This window comes from Candidatus Tisiphia endosymbiont of Ptychoptera albimana (genome assembly GCF_964026605.1).
GTDB lineage: Bacteria > Pseudomonadota > Alphaproteobacteria > Rickettsiales > Rickettsiaceae > Tisiphia.
The window spans coordinates 285,421-305,931 of record NZ_OZ032164.1 but is presented as its reverse complement, the minus strand read 5'-3'; the positions used below and the strand labels follow the sequence as shown (position 1 = coordinate 305,931).

Annotated in this window: 11 protein-coding genes; 8 read left to right on the top strand and 3 right to left on the bottom strand. The window is 32.6% G+C overall.

Annotated features, from left to right (window positions below; genetic code table 11):
* Positions 1-526: 526 nt before the first annotated feature.
* Positions 527-754, top strand: a complete 228-nt coding sequence (locus tag AAGD36_RS01405) for a hypothetical protein (protein ID WP_341755629.1) — start codon at positions 527-529, stop codon at positions 752-754.
* A gap of 197 nt (positions 755-951) precedes the next feature.
* Positions 952-2,352 (top strand): ankyrin repeat domain-containing protein, encoded by a 1,401-nt coding sequence (locus AAGD36_RS01400; RefSeq protein ID WP_341755628.1) that lies wholly within the window; start codon positions 952-954, stop codon positions 2,350-2,352.
* 551 nt (positions 2,353-2,903) lie between these two features.
* On the opposite strand, the gene AAGD36_RS01390 is transcribed toward AAGD36_RS01400, so the two are convergent.
* Positions 2,904-3,071, bottom strand: coding sequence for a hypothetical protein (locus AAGD36_RS01390; RefSeq protein ID WP_341755627.1), 168 nt, complete (start codon positions 3,069-3,071; stop codon positions 2,904-2,906).
* Between the two features lie 26 nt (positions 3,072-3,097).
* On the opposite strand from AAGD36_RS01390, the gene AAGD36_RS01385 reads away from it, so the two are divergent.
* From AAGD36_RS01385 to AAGD36_RS01360, 6 genes are all read left to right on the top strand, one after another.
* Positions 3,098-3,358, top strand: a complete 261-nt coding sequence (locus AAGD36_RS01385; protein WP_341755626.1) for a transposase — start codon at positions 3,098-3,100, stop codon at positions 3,356-3,358.
* Between the two features lie 1,224 nt (positions 3,359-4,582).
* Positions 4,583-16,495, top strand: coding sequence for a hypothetical protein (locus AAGD36_RS01380; protein ID WP_341755625.1), 11,913 nt, complete (start codon positions 4,583-4,585; stop codon positions 16,493-16,495).
* Positions 16,492-16,803, top strand: a complete 312-nt coding sequence (locus AAGD36_RS01375; RefSeq protein WP_341755624.1) for a hypothetical protein — start codon at positions 16,492-16,494, stop codon at positions 16,801-16,803. Before AAGD36_RS01380 ends, AAGD36_RS01375 begins: the two co-directional genes overlap by 4 nt.
* 170 nt (positions 16,804-16,973) lie before the next feature.
* A complete protein-coding gene (locus AAGD36_RS01370) occupies positions 16,974-17,168 on the top strand; it encodes an HNH endonuclease (RefSeq protein WP_341755623.1) in 195 nt (64 codons plus the stop codon).
* Entirely contained in the window at positions 17,158-17,694 is a 537-nt protein-coding gene (locus tag AAGD36_RS01365; RefSeq protein WP_341755622.1) for an SMI1/KNR4 family protein, read from the top strand. Before AAGD36_RS01370 ends, AAGD36_RS01365 begins: the two co-directional genes overlap by 11 nt.
* Positions 17,695-17,799: 105 nt before the next feature.
* On the top strand, positions 17,800-18,195 hold the full coding sequence (locus AAGD36_RS01360) for a hypothetical protein (RefSeq protein ID WP_341755621.1): 396 nt from the start codon (positions 17,800-17,802) through the stop codon (positions 18,193-18,195).
* Between the two features lie 55 nt (positions 18,196-18,250).
* Here the strand turns inward: AAGD36_RS01360 and AAGD36_RS01355 are convergent, their stop codons facing one another.
* Both AAGD36_RS01355 and AAGD36_RS01350 read right to left on the bottom strand, forming a co-directional pair.
* Positions 18,251-18,412, bottom strand: coding sequence for a hypothetical protein (locus AAGD36_RS01355; RefSeq protein ID WP_341755620.1), 162 nt, complete (start codon positions 18,410-18,412; stop codon positions 18,251-18,253).
* Between the two features lie 142 nt (positions 18,413-18,554).
* A complete protein-coding gene (locus tag AAGD36_RS01350) occupies positions 18,555-20,402 on the bottom strand; it encodes an AAA family ATPase (protein ID WP_341755619.1) in 1,848 nt (615 codons plus the stop codon).
* Positions 20,403-20,511: the final 109 nt, after the last annotated feature.

Genomic DNA, 20,511 nt, shown 5'->3' with positions numbered 1-20,511 from the left:
AAATAATAGACTATGGTATGAATTAAAAATTACAATGATTTTAGAAAATTCTATCTGAATTTCAACCAAAATTAACTAATTTTTTTATGTGGTTAGAGGGGTCAATAGTTTATTACAATAGGGGGTCAAAAGATGATTACAATTTACATCAATACCATCTCCTTGACAGAAATAGCACCGTGGGGTCGTTTGATATCTGCTCGTGCTAGCCGATATCGGTGGACATACCACCATCTATTACTTAGCATTCAATAACTTACTACGATGAAGTTATTGATTCTTGGCACACTGACTTTTAAATTACCCTAGTTGAATTATATAATAAAGTTCTTGCATTAAATAAAAATGCTCTATATGTTCTCCTGCTTTAAGGTATTTATCAATAGAACATTAATAAAACTTAATGTTCTTGTTATATACCCAAGTGATTTGAAGGATTGTTTCTTGAAATCCATGTACCTCATGTCACACTACTGGATAAAAGAGATGGTGTGGTTGCAAGAGCTAGTAAATAGAGTATTTTAGATTGAACACAAAAAAATCTGTGATACTTTATTATGCAATGGCAATAAAAATAGGAGCAATTGGAGAGCAAGAGCAACCGATAAAAATGAAGAAAACGCTAGGATGTAGGAGTTATTCTGTACTACAGTTAGGTATAAGATCAATTAAACAAGCTTATAGTCGTTCTAAGCAATTTTTTGATTCCTTAATCATAAAATTGTTTAAGTTACACTTTGTGCAACCAACCTAACCTTTTTGTCCAGTAGTGTGACCTCATATACGCTGCGCTTGCTTGTCTTTTGTTTTCAAATCCAATTCTTCAAATTATTTGAGCATATACATTACCAATAATGCCCACTTTAATTAAGTGGGCATTTATATTTGGGATGTATCAGATAACCTAAAAAAAATAGATAGATTTTTTTAATTAATCTCATGGGAGGAGATATGACTAATACCGGATTAAGTATTAATAGCGTTGGTGTTCATAATAGTAATGTAACAAATACGTTAAGTATTCCCAAGGCTTATGTTAATACAAATTCTAATGATTATATAGATACATCACTTAATTTATTTAATGATAGTATTAAGCGATTTGGGAAAAAAAACAATTATGGTGACAGTACGATTATAGAACCTCCGACTTTAATAGAATACATTAAATCCCGACCTTATCGTGGGTACGAAACTCAGAAGATAATCCATCAATTAATAGACAATATACCTAACTCCTATAATCCTTTGCATGCAGCAGCTTATTATGGTTACCTTGATATTATGGAGTTTCTTCTTGAACAAGGTATTGATATAGATGTTAAAAGTGATAACGGTGATACTCCTTTACTTATAGTAGCACTGACAGGTAATTTAGAGGGTATGAAATTTCTTGTTGAGAAAGGTGCTGATGTAACAATAAAAAATAATGAAGGTTTTTCCGTTTTACATATTGCGGCTCAGCGAAATGTAGCAGTAAGTGCTATAAAATTCCTTGTTAAGGAAGGTGCTGATATCAATGTGCAGGATGGTTATGGTAATAGTCCTTTACACGATGCAGCTAGGTTTGGACAAAACGATATTATTAAATTGCTTATAGATAAAGGGGCTGATATCAATGCACAGGATGAGCATGGTAATACTCCTTTAGACATTGCAATAAGTGAAAAACATACTGATAGTGCTGAATTGCTTATAGATAAAGCTGCTGATATCAATGAACAAGATGAGCATGTTGATAGTACTACTGATAAATATCTAGAAGAGTCAGATATAGAGTTTACTACAGTTACAGATAGTATAGATACTTATAATAAAACATTTGTCAAAGATTCACAAAATCAAGACAATGATGCATTAACTCCTTTGTATTATTATCTTGCTGCTGGGGTAGCTAGTGTTATTACTTTTGGGGGTGTGGTAGCATGTTATTTATTAAATAAAAAGCAACACAAGAATGAAGCAACAAATAATGATGGCTCTTATTATAATTATCAAAATCCTGAATCTAATTTAATTGAATTCATGGGTAAACCCGTCACCATCATAGATATAGATAACACTAAGACAGTATGTGTAGTGGTATCTTCAGAGAATAGTAGACCACTTAGTGTATTTTTGTCAGAGATTTTTCATAATACTATCCAATATTTAGGTGGGTATCATCCTAAAAGTATACAGGATGGAAGTAGTAATACTATAAAAGAGGGGAATAGTAGCACTGTAGAAGTGAGTAGTCCTACTGTAGGGGGCAATGATAGTAGTATTTATGATTACCTTCCACCTCCTAGACCAGTGGATTTTTCTGATCCTAATTTTTCTACTGTTGTTCTTGTCGGGGATAGTCTATAGCTAACCCTAATAGTATACTCTCTACTTTTGTTAAAAAGCATGCAATAATGACCCGTAAATGGGTTAATGTGCGTTGAAAAATGCCCCACCTAAGAAGTGGAAAGAATAGTACGTTATTAATCCATTATTATCAACATATACTTCTATTATTTTCAGAATAAATAATAGAAGTATAAAATCAGAGATGTTAATGATGGAAAGTAAGAGAAAGATATTAGATGTTTAGTCCCGGGTATAATGGTGTATATTATAAAGAATTACCATCAAGAGAGGAATTATTTCAATAGCTAATTTCTTACTATCTTCAAAAGTCTGCATAGGAGTCTTACCGTAGCAGTACTTGCCTGAATGAGGTCGTTCATAATTATAATAGACCTCTTTCGAAACTCTACTTCTGCTGGTGATTTGGACAATGATGCGGTACTCGAATCCGTAACGGAATTAGAATACGCTGCGGTTCGAGGTGAAGCGTCTCCTTCAAATCCCTCAGCACAAGCGAGTTTCGAAAGAGCAATTATCTTTTATCTAAATTTTATAAAAATAGATAAATATTATTTAATAACAAAAACACGTTTTTGTTGAATAAGTTTATGGCACACTTCAAGTAACTTACGCATACAAGCAACTATCGCAACTTTCTTAGGTTTAAAATTATTAACAAGCCTATCATATAAAATTTTTAAATATTGGAAACCATTCTTACCAGCTAATACTGGCATGTATAAAGCATCTCTAGGTTCTGTCTGTGATAGCCGATAAAGGATACGATAGTAGTGCATTTGTAGAAAGTTTAGAAAATAAGGGGTGTGAGATTGTTATACCACCAAAATCTAACCGTAAAGTACAACGTGAATATGATAAACATACTTATAAGGAACGATATTTAATTGAGTGCTTATTTGGTAAAATCAAACATTTTAGGCGTATATTTTCTAAATTTGATAAGGCTCCAGCCACTTTCTTAGCTTTTCTAAATTTCGTTGGAACTTTAATATGGTTACGTTAAAATTTTTGTCAACAGAACCTAGCATCTTTATATCAATAACATATCCAAGATTATTAAACTTTATGTCTTGATTTTGTGATGATAGCAACTTTATACGCTCAAGTTTCGTTGACCATGTATTTCCGTCTATGCTGTGTACGGTCATTGTTTCCCTCTTACGTTCTTACCTTTCTGCCAGCCCTTCGCTCCACTTCCATTACGAAGCTTCATTACTACTACAACTGACTCAGCCATCCTTATACCATCTCCAAAGCCTTATGTTTCAGCACTTATACTTTGAATACTTACTTAACTTTAGTAAGAGTTATAAGGACTTCCCAAGTTGCGTCATTAATCTCTACAAACTCGCTGACGCCTGAGATCCCGGCGGTTGAAAACTTTCGGCTTTTCGCTAGTTTGACCTCTAGTTTTCTGTTGTCTACTGTGTTGTGTAGCACATCAACTTCCACTACAAATAAAATTTCGGGACTATCACGTTCACCATTTGGTTTCGGCTCGGATGTTTCGCTGTCTACGCTTTACTACTGTCGTTACCTTCAGCAGCACAAGACTCGCTATATGGTGGAGCTAGCTGCTCCTTCCATAACGGGACTTTCACCCGTAAGATTAATGCACCTTATCTTGACGCACACACAAATTCTATTACAGACTCAATAACCATCCTGTTGCCAACCATAAACAATTGCTAATTCATCAGTCATACAAGCTGTCTTCATCACTTATAAAAAACACTATTACTTTGTACTAAAAAATTCAATCTGTAGTACCATGCAAAAGATTTTTAAACTCCTGTATCTCCTATAAGCACTGCATTCCATCTTTCCTCCGTACCAACTTCGATTTAGGGGATATCATGATCCACGCAACAAAGGTCTCTACTTTATTCAACAATTATAACGTAAATTGGTGTGCATATTGCCACTAAAACTTAATATCCCCACTATTTTTTTATTAATACACTTTATATCAAAAATATATTTGACATCATATACAAAGTATATTTATTATTATAAATAAAGGGTTTTCCTAATTCTACCATTGAATTTAAGGTTTGCAAGTCCAAGAAGTTCGTCGAGTAAGTTGATAAAATATAAGAAGGAAACGTAGAGAGAACAAATAAGAAAATTAGACGACATAGTTGATGCATATCTCATCAACAACATCTAAAAGAACTTAATATTAAATTAAATCAGTAGATACAGAAGCATATAATTGATTAGTGGTATGATAACAGATACAGATCAAGGATTATTAAAATTAGATGATGCATCTTCACAACATGCTAATGAGTTTAATATTGATATTATAATTCAAGATTTTATCAATGCAGAAACTGGTAAGATTTTAACTCTTAAAAACTTCCAAGAAATTTACTCAAAAATAACAGATACCATACAGCAAGAACTTAACCAACTAACACAAAATCTCTTAAGAATAGTGCAAGACAGGGCAACATACGAAACAACTACACTTAATAACCAAGTAAATTTACAGATTGAACAAAAGCAAACAGCTCTAAAAAATCAATGCGATCAAGAAATAAATGCTAGAATGTTGGCAATAAACCAATCTCTTAAATCCATGACATTTACTAGTCAGGCAGCTGCAGATAGTACATTTGCAGCAAAACAAGCGGAGTTCCAATCGTTCCAAACATCGTATGTTCAGCAAATTAGTAACCTTCTTCAAAGTCATGTAACTACCGTTATTCAAGATGCTAAAAATCAAGTAAATACAATTACCAATACTGCTCAAAAAGTTTTAAATCAGAAAAACGATTATGTGTCATCCATTGTTAAGTCAAAACTAAGTAGCTTAACTGATGAACTTATCAAATTGGAAAAGGAAGGTTATAATATCGATGTAACCGCAATAGAAAACTACAATAAAACATGGTTAAATTCTCTGCACAACAGCATTAATGCCCTTTATAATAAATCAATTAATGACATAGCAAATCAAACTATTAGCCACGATAGTAAAACTTTTGAGCAATTTATAAATGGTTCTGGAAAAAGGGAAACTATAATTCATAAAAATCAACTTGATAAGCTATTAACTGATATTCATGCTAAGAATTACGCTCTACCAACTGATCATTTAGAGAAATTATTCTCCTTAATAGAAGATCCACGGTGTAATAAAATACATGATACTATTATACCCATACTTTTGAGCAGTACGATTAACGGTAGTAAATTATCACTAGCAATTTTTAAAAAATTAGAAAATTTATTGGATGATAGGCAACATGCTGAACTAGCAGCTACAATTTTATTCAAGAGCGTAGAAAATAAGCAACTATTACCAGATACTACATTAAATAAATTATCTTGTATAGCTGGTAACAAAAGTTATTCTATTTTGGTATGGACTATAGCTAATCAAACTATTGCCAGTAGTTTAGCTTATGGTACTGAATTACTAGATGATATAGTTAGCAGTTTTATAAATAATAATTTTATTCTAAAAATATATGATAATAATCTAGTACTTAAGGGATCTATTAATCTTGCTGATTATTTTTATAAACACTCAGAGGCTTTAGTTAAATACAGTGATAGAATAATTAGTATAGTAGGTGATAAGACCCTTAATCCGGATGTCCGTCGTCAATTATGTTTGATCATAAAGTATGGTATAGAAAATGGTTACAAACTATCTCAAGATGAACTTGTTAGGCTAGAAGCAGCCTTTACAGTCTTCCCTTTAGATAAGACTCTAGAAATATTGAAGACTTTAGAAAGTGTTGTTAAACTGCAGGATGCCACTTTGCATCCTGCTACCTTAGAAAAACTGGTAATTATCATTAGAAGCCAAGAAATAGAGCCTTCTTTTAGGGTGAAATGTTTAGAGATATTATTATCTATTATCGAACATGGTCAAGATATAGCTACTTCTTTAGTACAAGTATTAATCGAGACTTTATCAGACTCAGATTATACTATCAAAAAGAAAGCTACTGACATAATTAAATACTTATTTAAAAGTGGTAATAATGACTATAACTTATCTACCAAAGAAATAGATTTACTCAGTAACATCCTTAATAGCACAACAATAGCAGAAACTAGGGATATTTTAGCATATATTATAGGACATTATGCTGGCAAGAATATAACTACTAAAAGTGCTGTTGACACTATTTATGATCTTGTCAATTCAGAACACTTCACCAATCAGATAGTTTTTGCACTAAAAAATATATCCAAAAATTATAAATATGAGCTACCCATCCATATTTTTCAAAAGTTAGTTGATATAGGTTTAAATGGTACTAATACTAATCTGAGACTTTTTGCGTTAGAATCTGTTTCTAATCTTTCTGAGCATTCTAGGATTAACTTAGGCTTAAAAACTATAGATCTACTATTACATGACCCAAATCCTAAAATCAAAGTCATGGCAATTAAACTAGTAAAATATCACTTTGAGAAAACCAAACAATTGCCAGAACAATTAGTACAAAGCTTAGCTAGCAATAGTTCAAGCAATGAATTATTAAGCCAGTCAGCCTTAGAAATCTTAGGTTATGTGGCAAATAAGGGGGAGTCACTACCAAAACAGGCTCTAGATTTATTTGGTTGGATATTATTTAATCATAATGATCAATCTATAAGAGACAAAGCTTTTGCTATACTAGAAAAATGTAAAGCTAAGCAAGTTTTCACAAAAGATATGGATGATATATTAGTTATTGAGAAATTATCACAAACTATGATTTCAAGTTCTGACGATAATCAGAAAATAGATGCAGCCAAAGAGGTAGAGAATCTAGCAAAACAAGGCGTGAAATTAACTAAAAATTGTTTCCAAAACCTAAGAAAACTTCTAATAGATGATAATAAAGTATTATTAGAACTAGCTGCAAATACTATATCTTATGCAGTTGATAGTAACCAAGAAATACCAAACGATATCTTAATCACTTTAAAAAATAGCTTATCCTTAACTGACGATATGTCAGCCTTAATAATAGCTTTTTATAAACTAGTTAATGCAACTAGTTATAGTGATGATGAAATAATAAAGCTTGCTGAAAATTTACTGGTAAGTGATAAAAGCTCTTCCTTGCCAAAAGAATATATGCGTATGGTTTTAAAAACCTTGACTGCTAGAGGAAAATATCTGAGCCATGATACAATAGAGTATATAAGCTTGTCTTTACTTAATGATTCAGATTATAAAGCTCAAATTGCTTCTTCTTATATCTTACATAACATAGTTAGTAATGGTCAGGTTTTAACAAAGAATGTACATACAGCATTAATGTATTGTCTCCAGTCTGACAAAGAAGAACTTTATTGTAATGCAATAAGTTGTTTTAAGGACATAAGCAGTCGCGGGTATGATTTTTCTGTACAAGAATTATCATTAATAAAATCCTTCTTACAAAAAGATACCAAAGTAGAAACTCAACAGAATATATTAAAGATACTTAAAAATATTAGCTCCCACTCTAAACAAAAGTTTATAGAACTTGAATTAGACGAAGCAGTAAACTCCCTAAATACTAATACAGATAGCTTAAGTAATATTAATCATATTATAACATTGCTGGATGATGTAGAGTTTGTCTCTAAAAAGGTTATTGAAACACTAAAATATTATTTATGTTATGCAAATTCCCAAATATCAGATTTATGTGCTAAGGGATTGGCAATTATACTTGGTAAAACAAACCAAATAATTTTAACAACTGAGCAGACTGATAAACTATCTTCACTTTTGCATAGTCAAAAGGACAACGCACATATTGTTATATTGCTTGAAGAAGCCCAAAAACAATGTGTGTATTTATCTAAAATTACACTTATAAGATTAATTGATGATCTAGGGTCAGACCTTACTTCAGATATTAAGTTAAGAGTAATATCAATATTAGAAATTGCAAACATAAAACTTAAGCTTGATGAACAATTGATTGATTTATTTTACCTAGCAAAAGAGTCTACTGATATTAAAAGCCTCATGGCTAATGAGCAGAAGTTATTTAAAATCCTCAAAGCCCTAAAGACAAAAATTAATTTAAACCAAGAGCCAAATTCTTATCAGTATGAACTCTTGAGCCATGGATTAAAAAACGATGATTCAAAAATAACTAGCGAAGCTAATGAGTGTTTAGAACTTTTACTATTAAAGCATGAAATCCCTATCAATGAATCATTTATACAGTTAATATGGCCTATAATCCAAGACAATCTATTTTTAACTTTTATAAAAAAACTATTTAGCAGTAACCTTGAAAAACACCCATCTTTAGTAAATGATGCTATTGAACGATTAGAAGTTATCTTAGGTAAGAGCAACAACCTATTATTTCAACAAGAAGCTTTAGATGCTATTGAGTTTTTATCCCAACAAAAAGTTGGATTATCGTCGAAAATTATTAATTATATTGAACAATGTTTAGACAATAGGATTTTACAAATCACAGCATTTAAGATACTTAAAGATCAAGCTGATCAGGGAGTATATAGTTTATCTGACAAATGTTTAGATGTATTGAATAAATTAGCTGAAAGTCTAGAGTTTGATCATCTAGGATTTTTAAAAGATATACAAAATGCTGCGACTGACAATGAACAGTTAAGTATATTTACTGCTTTATTAGATATTAAATATTTTAATAATGAAGTTCTCAGTAGGTTACCTTCCTATAAATATTGGATAAGAGAGTTATTGTCATATGATCTAGTAATGAGAACTAAATCAACAGACTCTTATGATTTAGAAAGCTTTGATATAAATTTAATAGAGTTAGAAAAAAAACATAATTATGATGTAGTTTCCAAAGAAAGAGACAATCTGTTATTATCCTTAATTAATTTGCAACAAGAGAAAGGTTACAATCTTAGACAAATAAACCAAATATTGGAGCTATTAATTGATTTACCAGCAAATATCTTAAGCAAATTAGACAAAACTAAAGATGCAGAATATGAACTAAGGCTAATTTGGCTAAAATCTAAATTTTTTCCTAATTTAGGGGATGCAGAATTACAATTATTATATCAGGGGTTTTTTGAACAAAATAACTGGACTACTAGTATTGTAAATTTATTCCTACAATACCTACCAAAGGATACTAGTGTTACACAAATAGGTAATTTTCTAAGCTTTATCCAAGAAAATGAAATATCTTTTGAGCAAGTAAATGAGTTATTGACTGAATCTTTTGAGGAAAACGGAGGAGAGCTGCTTAATAAATGGCAGGAAGTTTTAGCTAAAAATATTTTAGAAATATATATAGCTCAACAATTTTCTAAAATACTAGACCAGACTACAGAAGGGCAAGAGATTATTAAGTTACTGGAAGTTGGTTGGTCTATTAAAAGCATCAAAGTATTGAGTGATAATATACTTATTAAGAGCAATAACAATCTTCAAAATTTACAAAAACTCCTAAAAGCTACTCAGATAATTTATCACTATAAAATTGCTGAGGATTTTATTAGCAAAGATGGTCTCACTGTTTTTAAGATCATTAAAGATTTTGATTTAGACCATATCGAAATTGGTTTACATAAGTTAGCTGTCGAACAAAACTTCCAACAAAGCTTAGAAAAAGATATTGAGACCTTACTAAACGAAATAGCCTTAAAAAACAAAGATGACCAACTTATCCAAAGCTTAATTGATAATAATGTTCTAAAATGTGAAGTCCAAGATATTGAACGGAAATATAATAGTACCTCTGCGATTTTACTTAATAATAAACCAATTAAACTTTGGTCCAAGGAAGACATCCAAAATTGGAGTAATTTAATCAAAGGAGATTTGGCAAAACTTCCTGAACATCAAGCTGAGATATTAGCCGTTATCAAAAAAGCTAATATTTTAGATAGTACTCATGAACCACGAGTAGTACAACAATTATCTATATTACTAATGCTACATACTGAAGCTACAGGTAGATTAGTGCAAATATCTACTGGTGAAGGTAAATCTATGACGGTTGCCATGTTAGCAGTAATCAAAGCTTTACGCGGTGAAGTTGTCGATGTAGTAACAAGCTCATCAGTACTTGCAAAAAGAGATGCAGAAGAAAAGGCTGATTTTTTTTCAATGTTCAAATTGACGGTAAAAGACAATAGTGATAACAGTTGTGCAAATCCTAAAGAAAAGGATTGTTATACCAAGAATATTGTTTACGGAAGCGTAGAAAATTTTCAATTTGATCTATTACGTGATATGCATTCTGGATTAGATATAAGGAAAGGTAGACCTTTTGGTATTGTGATAATAGACGAAGTTGATAGTATGCTAATAGATGAAGGTAGTAAAATTGCTAAGCTTTCTAGTCCTTTACCCCAAATGGAATATCTTGAGCATTTACTAAGCCTTACTTGGCAGCATTTAGAAAAAATCGAGAAACACTTTTACTTCTCATATGAAAGCAATCAATTACTATGGATAAAGTGTAATTTTACTTCTGATAATGGTGAATTACGTCTTGCTAATACTGATGGTAGTTATGAAGATGAGGTGGTTAAAGTACATAATAGATTGGAATATACCCGCTTTTTGTTACATGAATACTTAAAGCAATATATTAATCAGCTAGATGGGTGTTTTATTGTTCCATCACATTTACGCGATTTTGCCTTGGAGCAAATAGATAAATGGATTTCTTCAGCTATTTGTGCAAAACATGTTTTTGAGGAAGGGAAACATTATTTAGTAGCAAATGAAAGTCATAAATCTAATAAAATAGTACCTGTTGATTTTGCTAATACTGGGATACTACAGTTTAAAACCTCATGGTCAAATGGGCTACATCAGTTCTTAGAAATAAAACACGGTTTAAAAGTCTCTCCTGAGAATCTTACTACTAGTTTTATATCAAATATGGGCTTTTTTAATAAATATGGTAAGAATATTTTTGGTATGACCGGTACTCTTGGTAATAAGGATACTCACGAATTATTAGAAAATATATATCCAATTAAAATCTCCTTCATTCCACCTTACAAACATAAACAATTTATCGAGTTACCCGGGATTGTAGCGGCTGATAACCATAGTTGGCTTTCTGAAATAGTAGGTAGTGTTACTTGTGAAGCAAAAAAGGGCAGAGCTGTACTAGTAATATGTGAAACAATCAATGAGGTAGAAAGAATAAAGCGTGCTTTAGTGACTAGTAATTATCCCTTAAGTAAGATTAACCGTTATGCTAGGAATGATAATGAAGAATATTTAGCTGTAAGTCGGAATATTGACTCTGGTGAAATAATATTAGCAACAAATTTAGCAGGACGCGGTACAGATTTAAAAACTACTCCCCAAGTTGAAAAAGCTGGTGGACTACATGTGTGCTTAACCTTCTTACCGGATAATCAGAGAGTTGAAGATCAAGCATTTGGCAGAACTTCAAGACAAGGTAAGAGCGGCACTGGTCAGCTAGTAATTAATGAAGTAATGGCTCTTGATAAGCTAAACTACGACTATACTTCTGTAAATGATATTGCAGCAATAAAGGAATTACGTGATTCAATAGAGCAAAGTCGGCTTAAGCAAATAAGATATTTAGGGCTTTATAAAACTCTAATAAGTGACGAATTATTTCTCTCTTTTAATGATCTTTACCAAAGTATCAAGCAACAACAACCAAAGGAAATGCTTTTTAAGTTGAAACAATTAGAAGAACTATGGGGATTTTGGCTACATAAAGTTAATTTAGATGAAGATGAAGGAATTAACCTCTCAAGAGTATCTTTTCACAGCTATCTCAAGGAGATGAAGCTAAAACCTCACAGAGTTACTAGTGGAGAAGATAGTTTTTATCATAGTATCATTCATCAGCTGAAATATTTACATATTGAAACAAACAAAGCAAGAAACATTGATAAATTAAAACATACTATAATAAACCACATTATAGATAATCCCATTCTATATAGTAATGTTACTGATAATTTAGAAAAATTTGCTAATGATTATTTTAAACCATCGAAGTGGAATGATGATTTGTTTATAAAGTCTATATCTCGTATTTTTGAAGTTAATATAATATTAATCACAAATGATAACAGCTATAAGCATTACAAAAGAATGGGAGCTACTGAAACCCTATATATATCCCATGAAATAGATGGAGATTATTCGTCATTAGTGAAAAGCGATTTAGCTAATGACTATGATACGACATTTCAAACTAATGTTGAAATTGATGACGCACAAGTTAGCAAACCAAGTATCTCTAGTAATACGATTGATATCCTTCCTCAGGCGGCAGAAAACATTGTACCTACGATTGTAGACAATAAGACCGAACTAGAGACTATTTCGAGTATCCAGCTAAAAAGCTCAGCAATACTGGACTATTTTAAAGTATTAGAGGATAAACTAGCCAAGATTAACGGTCAGCAGAAACAACAACAAGCAAAAACTGCTTATGAGCAATTTAAACAGAAGATTTTAACTGAATATAATGCTAACAGAATTGCTAAAAACCCTAGCTATGAAACGTTACAAGCTAATCTATTATTAAAGCTAGATTCTTATGATCAAGCAATGGAACATTATAATAATGCAATAGAATTAGACAAAATCTACAGCTTTGTTGCTCATTATAATAAAGCTTATGCAGTTACTGATCATGGTGGTGGAGTTGATGAACCTAAGAGTGATTTACTAGCTGCAAAAGACCAACTGGAAGGTCATCTAATACCACAGCTAGAATCAACGCAAATGGTATTAATCTCGAACTCAGATATTGCTACTAACTCAGATCTTACTAAACAACTTACCAATAAAATTAATTTATTAAAATTACAGTTAGATCATATCAATAAAGCACTAGTTGTAATAGCAACTGTTGAACATAAAAATAAAGTAACTAAAGATGCTGTTGCTGCTGGAACAATACCGGAAGAACAAGCAAGTACATTTAAAATTGCCATTGATGATACAAAAAAGCTAAAAGATTTTTTTGAGCAAGCAGAGATTCCAGAAGATGAGATTGCAGAACTAGAACATTTAGGACTAGACCATTTATTTACCCTACGCGAAGTTGAAATTATGCCAGAGGAAGATGATGATAGTTTCATTGGTGCAATAGCTGGTTGTCTTTTAGGCATAGGACAAATAATATTCGGGGCAGTTACCATGGCTTGTGGCGGTATATCACTTGGTATAGCGATGATTGTAGAAGGAGTCAAAGACCTATATACAGTAGTTACAGGTGGTTTTGATCACGGCTTTAGCTGGGAACAATATTTTTCATCTAAAGCAATAAGCTATACAATTAGTGCTATTACCATGGGATGGGACAACTTCAAAGCAGGTCTGCTGGCTGTAAAAGAAGGGATTACAGCTGCAGCTACTGGCATTAAAAACATAGCATTGCAAGCATTGGGTAGAGAAGTTATTAAACAAGGAGCGATATCAGAAGTAACCAAGAGTGCTACATCAGAAATTGTTAAAGAGGGTTTATTAAAATCTGCCTTTGAAATAGCTAAAAAAGAAATCCCAAACGCCATACTCTCAGTTGGTGCTCAACATGCTATCGGTTTTGTTGCTGACCGAGTTTCTGACAATATTATTCAGGAGTTTCGTGACGACATAGCTAGCAGCGTTAAAGGAAAAATCAACGATGTCATTAACGACTCACTAACGGCAAATACTATTGATCGAGCTGTGTTAGTGGATACTATGCTTGGCACTAATAGCTTTACTGCTAATATCATGAAGGAAATGGCACTGATATTGCGTCCGGAAGAAAATGCTTTTATAAACGCTGCAAGCAGTATTATTAAGGCAATTGCTCAACAATATCATTCAGGTATTGCAACTTTTATTTCTCTAGCAGAAAAAGCTGCAACCGTTGATAAAATCCTGAATGTTACTGATAGATTCTGTCATAAATTATCCAGCAAATTATCTAGTATTGCTAGCGAGTTACCAAGTAATCAGGAAATATTTAATATTTATATGCAGCTTTATCTATCTTCCGAAGATAGGACTGCTATCTACAATATTTTAATTACTGAAAAAATACTAAATAATGAAGGCAAAATAATAGGTGAAGATTTATCTAAAATAAATAATATAGATTTGGGACAAAATAATAAATTGAAGCCAAGAATTTTGAGTTTCTGCACTAAGTTAAAACATGTACAAGAAGCAGACAATAAAGAAGTACGGGTAAAAGTTGCATCTAATGTTGAGCATATGATTACCAATAGAATTATGCATCTAATCAAAGCTGAAATACTAAGCCCAACAATTAAGTCAGGCATTAGTGAGTTATCAAATGCTATGCTAAATAAGTTAAATCAAGCATCTGAAGCTGCTAAGACTGGAGTTAAACGTGAAATGAGTAAGCATTATAATAGAGTAACATTGACACCAGAGGCGGAACACAACGAACCCCAAAGGCATAATTCCCAATTCTCACAATATGCTTCACCAGGATCATTCCCACAACCAAGTAGCTTAAATGCAGCAACTAGTAAGTCTTCATCATCATTTACTAACTCAATGCAAGAATCTTCATCACTGCCATATACTGAAGGCTCCATGTACCTTGAATCATTATCTAATCAAATGGCACGACCAGTATATTTATTTAAAGATGGACAATTGCAAAGAATAATTGGCTCTCAATATAAAGGAACACAAGGATTTAGTTTAGATTATGTTATGGGGCAAGGATGGAAAAGACATAACCTACTTAACAGCAATGAGCCGCCTAGATCATTATTTGATTTGATGTATGACGAGACTGCTTCAACTAACACCTCGATATTACTGAAAAAATCAGAAGATCCAAGGTTGAAGTTTCATACACCATATAGTCAGTATATTATCAATGGTAAAACTGTCAATAATACAAAATCACCAGCTCAGCCACCCTTAAGCCAAGAACCAAAGCCATCAAGCCAACCAGTAGGGGCTGGGCAGCATCCTGAACCTATTACATCTGCAGATATAGGGTTTGCGGGATTAACAAGTGCAGATATAGCACTACTTTCACTTGCTAAACCTAAGCCGCTGCCAGTACCAATATCGCAAAAAACTACTGAATATTTAAACTCAGTAGTTCTGCAAAGTGGCTGGCAGCAGGCTAGCTCTACTGAGGTTAATAAGCAGAGTGGTGAATTTACACTAGATGAGCAAGCCACTATTGCAGCTGTTGGTGGAGATATAGGACTTGATTATGATCCAAGAGCCAAAAAATTCATTGAAGAAAATCCAGGGACAGCCTTAGCATTGGCAGCCGCACCATATGTAGGAATGGGAGTAGGATTATTGGGTGAAATTGGTGCTACTGCCCGTCTACTGCCTACTATCGCGGCTGAAGGTGGTGGCGGATCTCAGCTTGCCAATGCTGGGTCAAGATTGCTTATGACTGAGGCAGCAGGAGCAGGGGCAAATGTTGCAGCTAGGATTGGAAGTACTGCCGCTGCTGCAACTCCTATAAACCCATTATATACGGCATTGCATGCAGCCACAGCTGCTACGACATTTCATTATGGCCTCAAGGCTATTGAAGATACTAATAATTCATTAGGTCAGAATTATACCCCTACAAATACAGATAGACCAGCTCCGCAGCAATCGCAAGTAGCCGCTATCCAACCAGTAAAAGTTTGGGACGTTAATGAACCAGTTCCTACTAATGTTAACCCTTGTGCTATTATAGATTTGGATACCAACAAGCCAACAATACTAACTACCCCTATACCTAGTGAAAAACCTATAACTGTAATATCTACACCTGATCAAGGTGAATTGCTGCAAAAACTAGGCACATTGCCGGGCTTCGACCATGCACCAAGTGAATCAATTGATACTAATACTGAGTCCTTCCCTGCTCATGTCGATTCACTAGTAGATATGAGTATTTTGTATAAGGACACAAATGACTTTAGTGTAGATAAGCAACTTGTTAAGGATGCAGAGAAATTAAAACTTGATAAAAATAACCCAACAGATCAGAAGATTCTTGAGAATCTTGATACACCAGTTGAAGAATTTATTGCTAAGAATCGAAAAGCTAAAATTTTCAGGGAGTTTCCTGGTGAATATTTAGATGTGCCATTAAGAGAAGTCATGGAAGGTGCAAACCGTGGAGATAGTATAGCAAAAAAAGCTAAAAAATTATTAATAGATGGTAGGTTTTCAAAATGATAAAAAAAGAGGAAGGAATAATAAAATTACTAAATTTAGTCAATGATATTTTTGGAAATGACGCTCCTGTTATCAATGATCATTGGGAAGGAGATTTATGTGCTATTGGATTGCAAAAAGATAATAAGTTAATTTACGTATCCATTACAGGTTGTGCTAAGAATCAGTATTTTTATGAATGCGAACTTCTTGTAGATGATCCTGAAGAAGTTTATATAGCTCAAGATAGCGAAGATAATGTAACAGAAGAAAGGCTACTAGAAGTAATGAGCAAATTTTTTGATATTCCTTTAGTAAAAAATGGGTAAACCGAGTAAATCAAAATTTGGGATAAAAGAAGGAATTAATTTTTTTATAATAAACACTTAGTGCAAGTAATAAATATGTTATGATAATCCAATAAACATTAAAGAAGAGGTTATTACCTTATACTCTCATCGATAATTTAGGGAAAGTACATAGGATAGAGTCTGATAATTTGACTGGTGATAATAAGAATGATTTTAAAATAGCTAATGAAATAATGGGTATAAAGGAGAACCCTGAAGGCTATACATGGCATCATATAGAGGACGGTCGAACAATGATTGCTATTCCTACCGATTTACATAAAGCAATTAAACATACTGGAGGGGCAGCAGTAAAAAGAGCCGAGAAGAAAAATGCTAAATGACATTAAAGTAATAAAATCTCACGAATCAACAAATTTGGAAGAAATAGAAAAATTTGAGCATCTAATACAAGCTAAACTTCCTAGTGATTATAAACAGTTTCTATTAAAACATAATGGAGGACATCCAGTATTTGACGCTTTTGAACTAAGTGAACCAATTAATAAAAAAAATACAGGAATATTAGTTGAATGGTTTTATGCTTTACACGATAAAGAAGTGTCTAATATAGTTCTCGAGTTTCAACGGTCACGCGGGAAAATACCAGATGAATTTTTACCGATTGCATGTGATGATGGTGGGGATTTATGTCTTGGTATAAGGGGTGATGATTACGGAAGTTTGTATTATTGGACCACTAATTGGAGTTTTTGGAGTGAGGATGATTTAAATTATCTTTATTTTGTAAGTAATAGTTTCACCGATTTTATCAATGGCTTATATGAATTGAATGTAAAGGATAATAATATCATCAGACGCTATCAAGATGGCACTGTAACTATAGAACCATTGCAAAAACCTAAGTGAAATAAATTTATTTTCTCATAAACACTTAGTGCAAGTAATAAATATGTTATGATAATCCAATAAACATTAAAGAAGAGGTTATTATGCAAGCAGCTAAGAGTTAACATGTTGGGATTTTATGGTAATATTACAGCATTCACATTAAATGAACAAGAATCTATTGCTGCTATTAGCGGAGATATAGGACTTGATTTTGGTTCAAGAAACAAAAAATTCATTGAAGAAAATCCAGGGACAGCCTTAGCATTGGCAGCCGCACCATATGTAGGAATGGGAGTAGGATTATTGGGTGAAATTGGTGCTACTGCCCGGTTACTTCCTACTATCACAGCTGAAGGTGGTGGCGGATCATCGATCTTTAGTGGATCACGCTTTGCTAATGCATTTTTTATGAATGAATCAGCTGGGGCTACGGCAGCAACTGCTACAAGATTCTCTGCATCAACAACTGCCGTACTACCAAACCCAGATTTTGTAATTGGAGCTAGTGCTTACCTCTAGCGGCAGCAGTTGCTCTTAAAGCTACAAATGATGACAATATAAAGGAGTTATGGAATCAATTTTTTAACCCAACGACTCTAACACCTACACAACCAGTAAAAATTTGGGATGTTACCAAACCATTACCTACTAATATTAACCCTTGTGCTATTATAGATTTGGATACCAATAAGCCAATAATATTAAGCACCCCTATACCTAGTGAAAAAAGGGGCAAAAAACTTGAGATCTCCCTACGTTTCCCGTTCGATATTTTTGAAAAAACGACAACTTGTACAAAAATGGCGGGGCGTAGTGGACAATTTCAGAACCACAACAGACACTAAATTACTGATTATTCAAACGCTTACAGTTTATTACTAAAGCTCTGTAACCTGATATTGTAAATCCATATTTTTTCCGCAAAAAGCCATGGAAAGTTTAATGATTTTTTTGACATGAGAATGTTCTTTTATCTTACTATCATATTGCTTATCTATAATCTGGTTCAATCCTATTTTAGCTACTGAGGCTAAATCTTCTGCATTTTTAGTTATCTTATACTCAATAATAATTGCCTTATCTCCTTTACCAACTTTGGGGATCATGATTACATCAGGACGTCCATCACCTGATTCTTGCTCACTTGATATTATATAGCTCGGTGCTAGCATATTAACAATCCCTAGCATAAAGCCACTATAAAATAATTCGGCCTTTTTCTCTCCTACTTGATGAAAACTAGTAGAATTTTGCAACAATTCTTGTAATCGTTCTTTAAATTTTTCTATTTTACCTACCGGTAACAAGCTAACAAACGAGTAATATCTAGAACTATCAATTTTTAACTGATCAGTTACCCATTGGAGCATTCTTACTTTATATATGTACCGTACTTCTCTATTCGGTGCTGACAATTCATATATATTTTCTTCTGAATTTTGAACTGTAGGATTTAAATATCCACTAAATAATAACAAACTAAATAGTCCTATTGGTTTATTGATGTCAGCAAAACTAATTTGTTTAGTAATAGGTGAAATAATAATTTTGCCTGCAGCTAAGCTCTGTAAACTTTCCTGCATTTCATCTGATAACAATACTTTATCTATCAAACCTGTTCCACCACTATCTAGCCAATAGTGATCAAGCCTACCTTTATGTGCTAAACATTGCATTATTGACCACGGATTGTAAATTACCTCTCCACCAAATGTATAACCATTATACCAATCCTTAATTTGTTCAGTATTAGTGTCGAGCGGTACTTTTGTAAGCAAATCATCTACCTCTGTTTGAGTGAAGCCATAGAACTTAGAGAAATCATCATCAAGTAAGGTATATTCACTAACATTATTTAAATCAGAAAATAAATTAGCTTTAGCAATTCTTAATATGCCAGTTATTATTCCTTTTTCTACACAAGCATTACCTTTTAGGCTGCTGCCAAATATTCCACGAAATAGTTCAAGTACTTGTTCAAATTCTTCTGATTTTTTACCAAATTTAATATAAGAACTATTAATTGGAGTATCATATTCATCGATCAATACGTAGACTTTTTGGTTAAAATGTTTGTAAAGTATTTCACTTAGGAACTTTAAACTATACTTTAAATCTTCTTTCGTCAGCTCTTCTGTAAAATATCGTTCTAATTTTGCTTTTTGCACACTATTTAATAGTCCTATATCTTGAGTTGAGTAATGTTTTAAATAATAATGATTGGCAAATAGTTGTATAACCTGATTCCGTATACCGTTCTCAATGTCTTGGTAATTACTACCCTTAATATCCTTAAAACTTATAGAAATAACCGGATAATTACCTTGTTGAACCATAGCGTATTCATTACTATTAATCTTTAAAGGTTTTAGAGTTCTTTTACCTTTAATACCTAAATCTACTGTACCTCCAAGAAATAGTTTGTTATTTATCTTTTGTTCAAGTGGTAACGGCTTGCCTTTTTCATCTACTTCAATTTCAAAGAATTTGCGGAGCATGTCCATATTCAGACTCTTACCCCACCGTCTTGGTCGAGTGATTAATATAACATCTCCACTATCTTCTAGCAATTCTTTGATCATTAGACTTTTGTCAACAAATACGTCACTATTTAATAATAATGTTTTAAAGTCATCAGTACCTACCCTCATTCTAGGGGACTTGCTACTCTCAATAATATTAATGTTCTTGAGATTTGTCTTGGTATCAGAAAGTTTGTTAATCATATTACTTGATATTTTAGTAGTTTGTTGATTTCTTTAACATTTCAACTAGTAATCAAAGCTATGTGCTCAAATGTCATATTCTCTTTTTTTTAGCTATAGCAATTTTTTC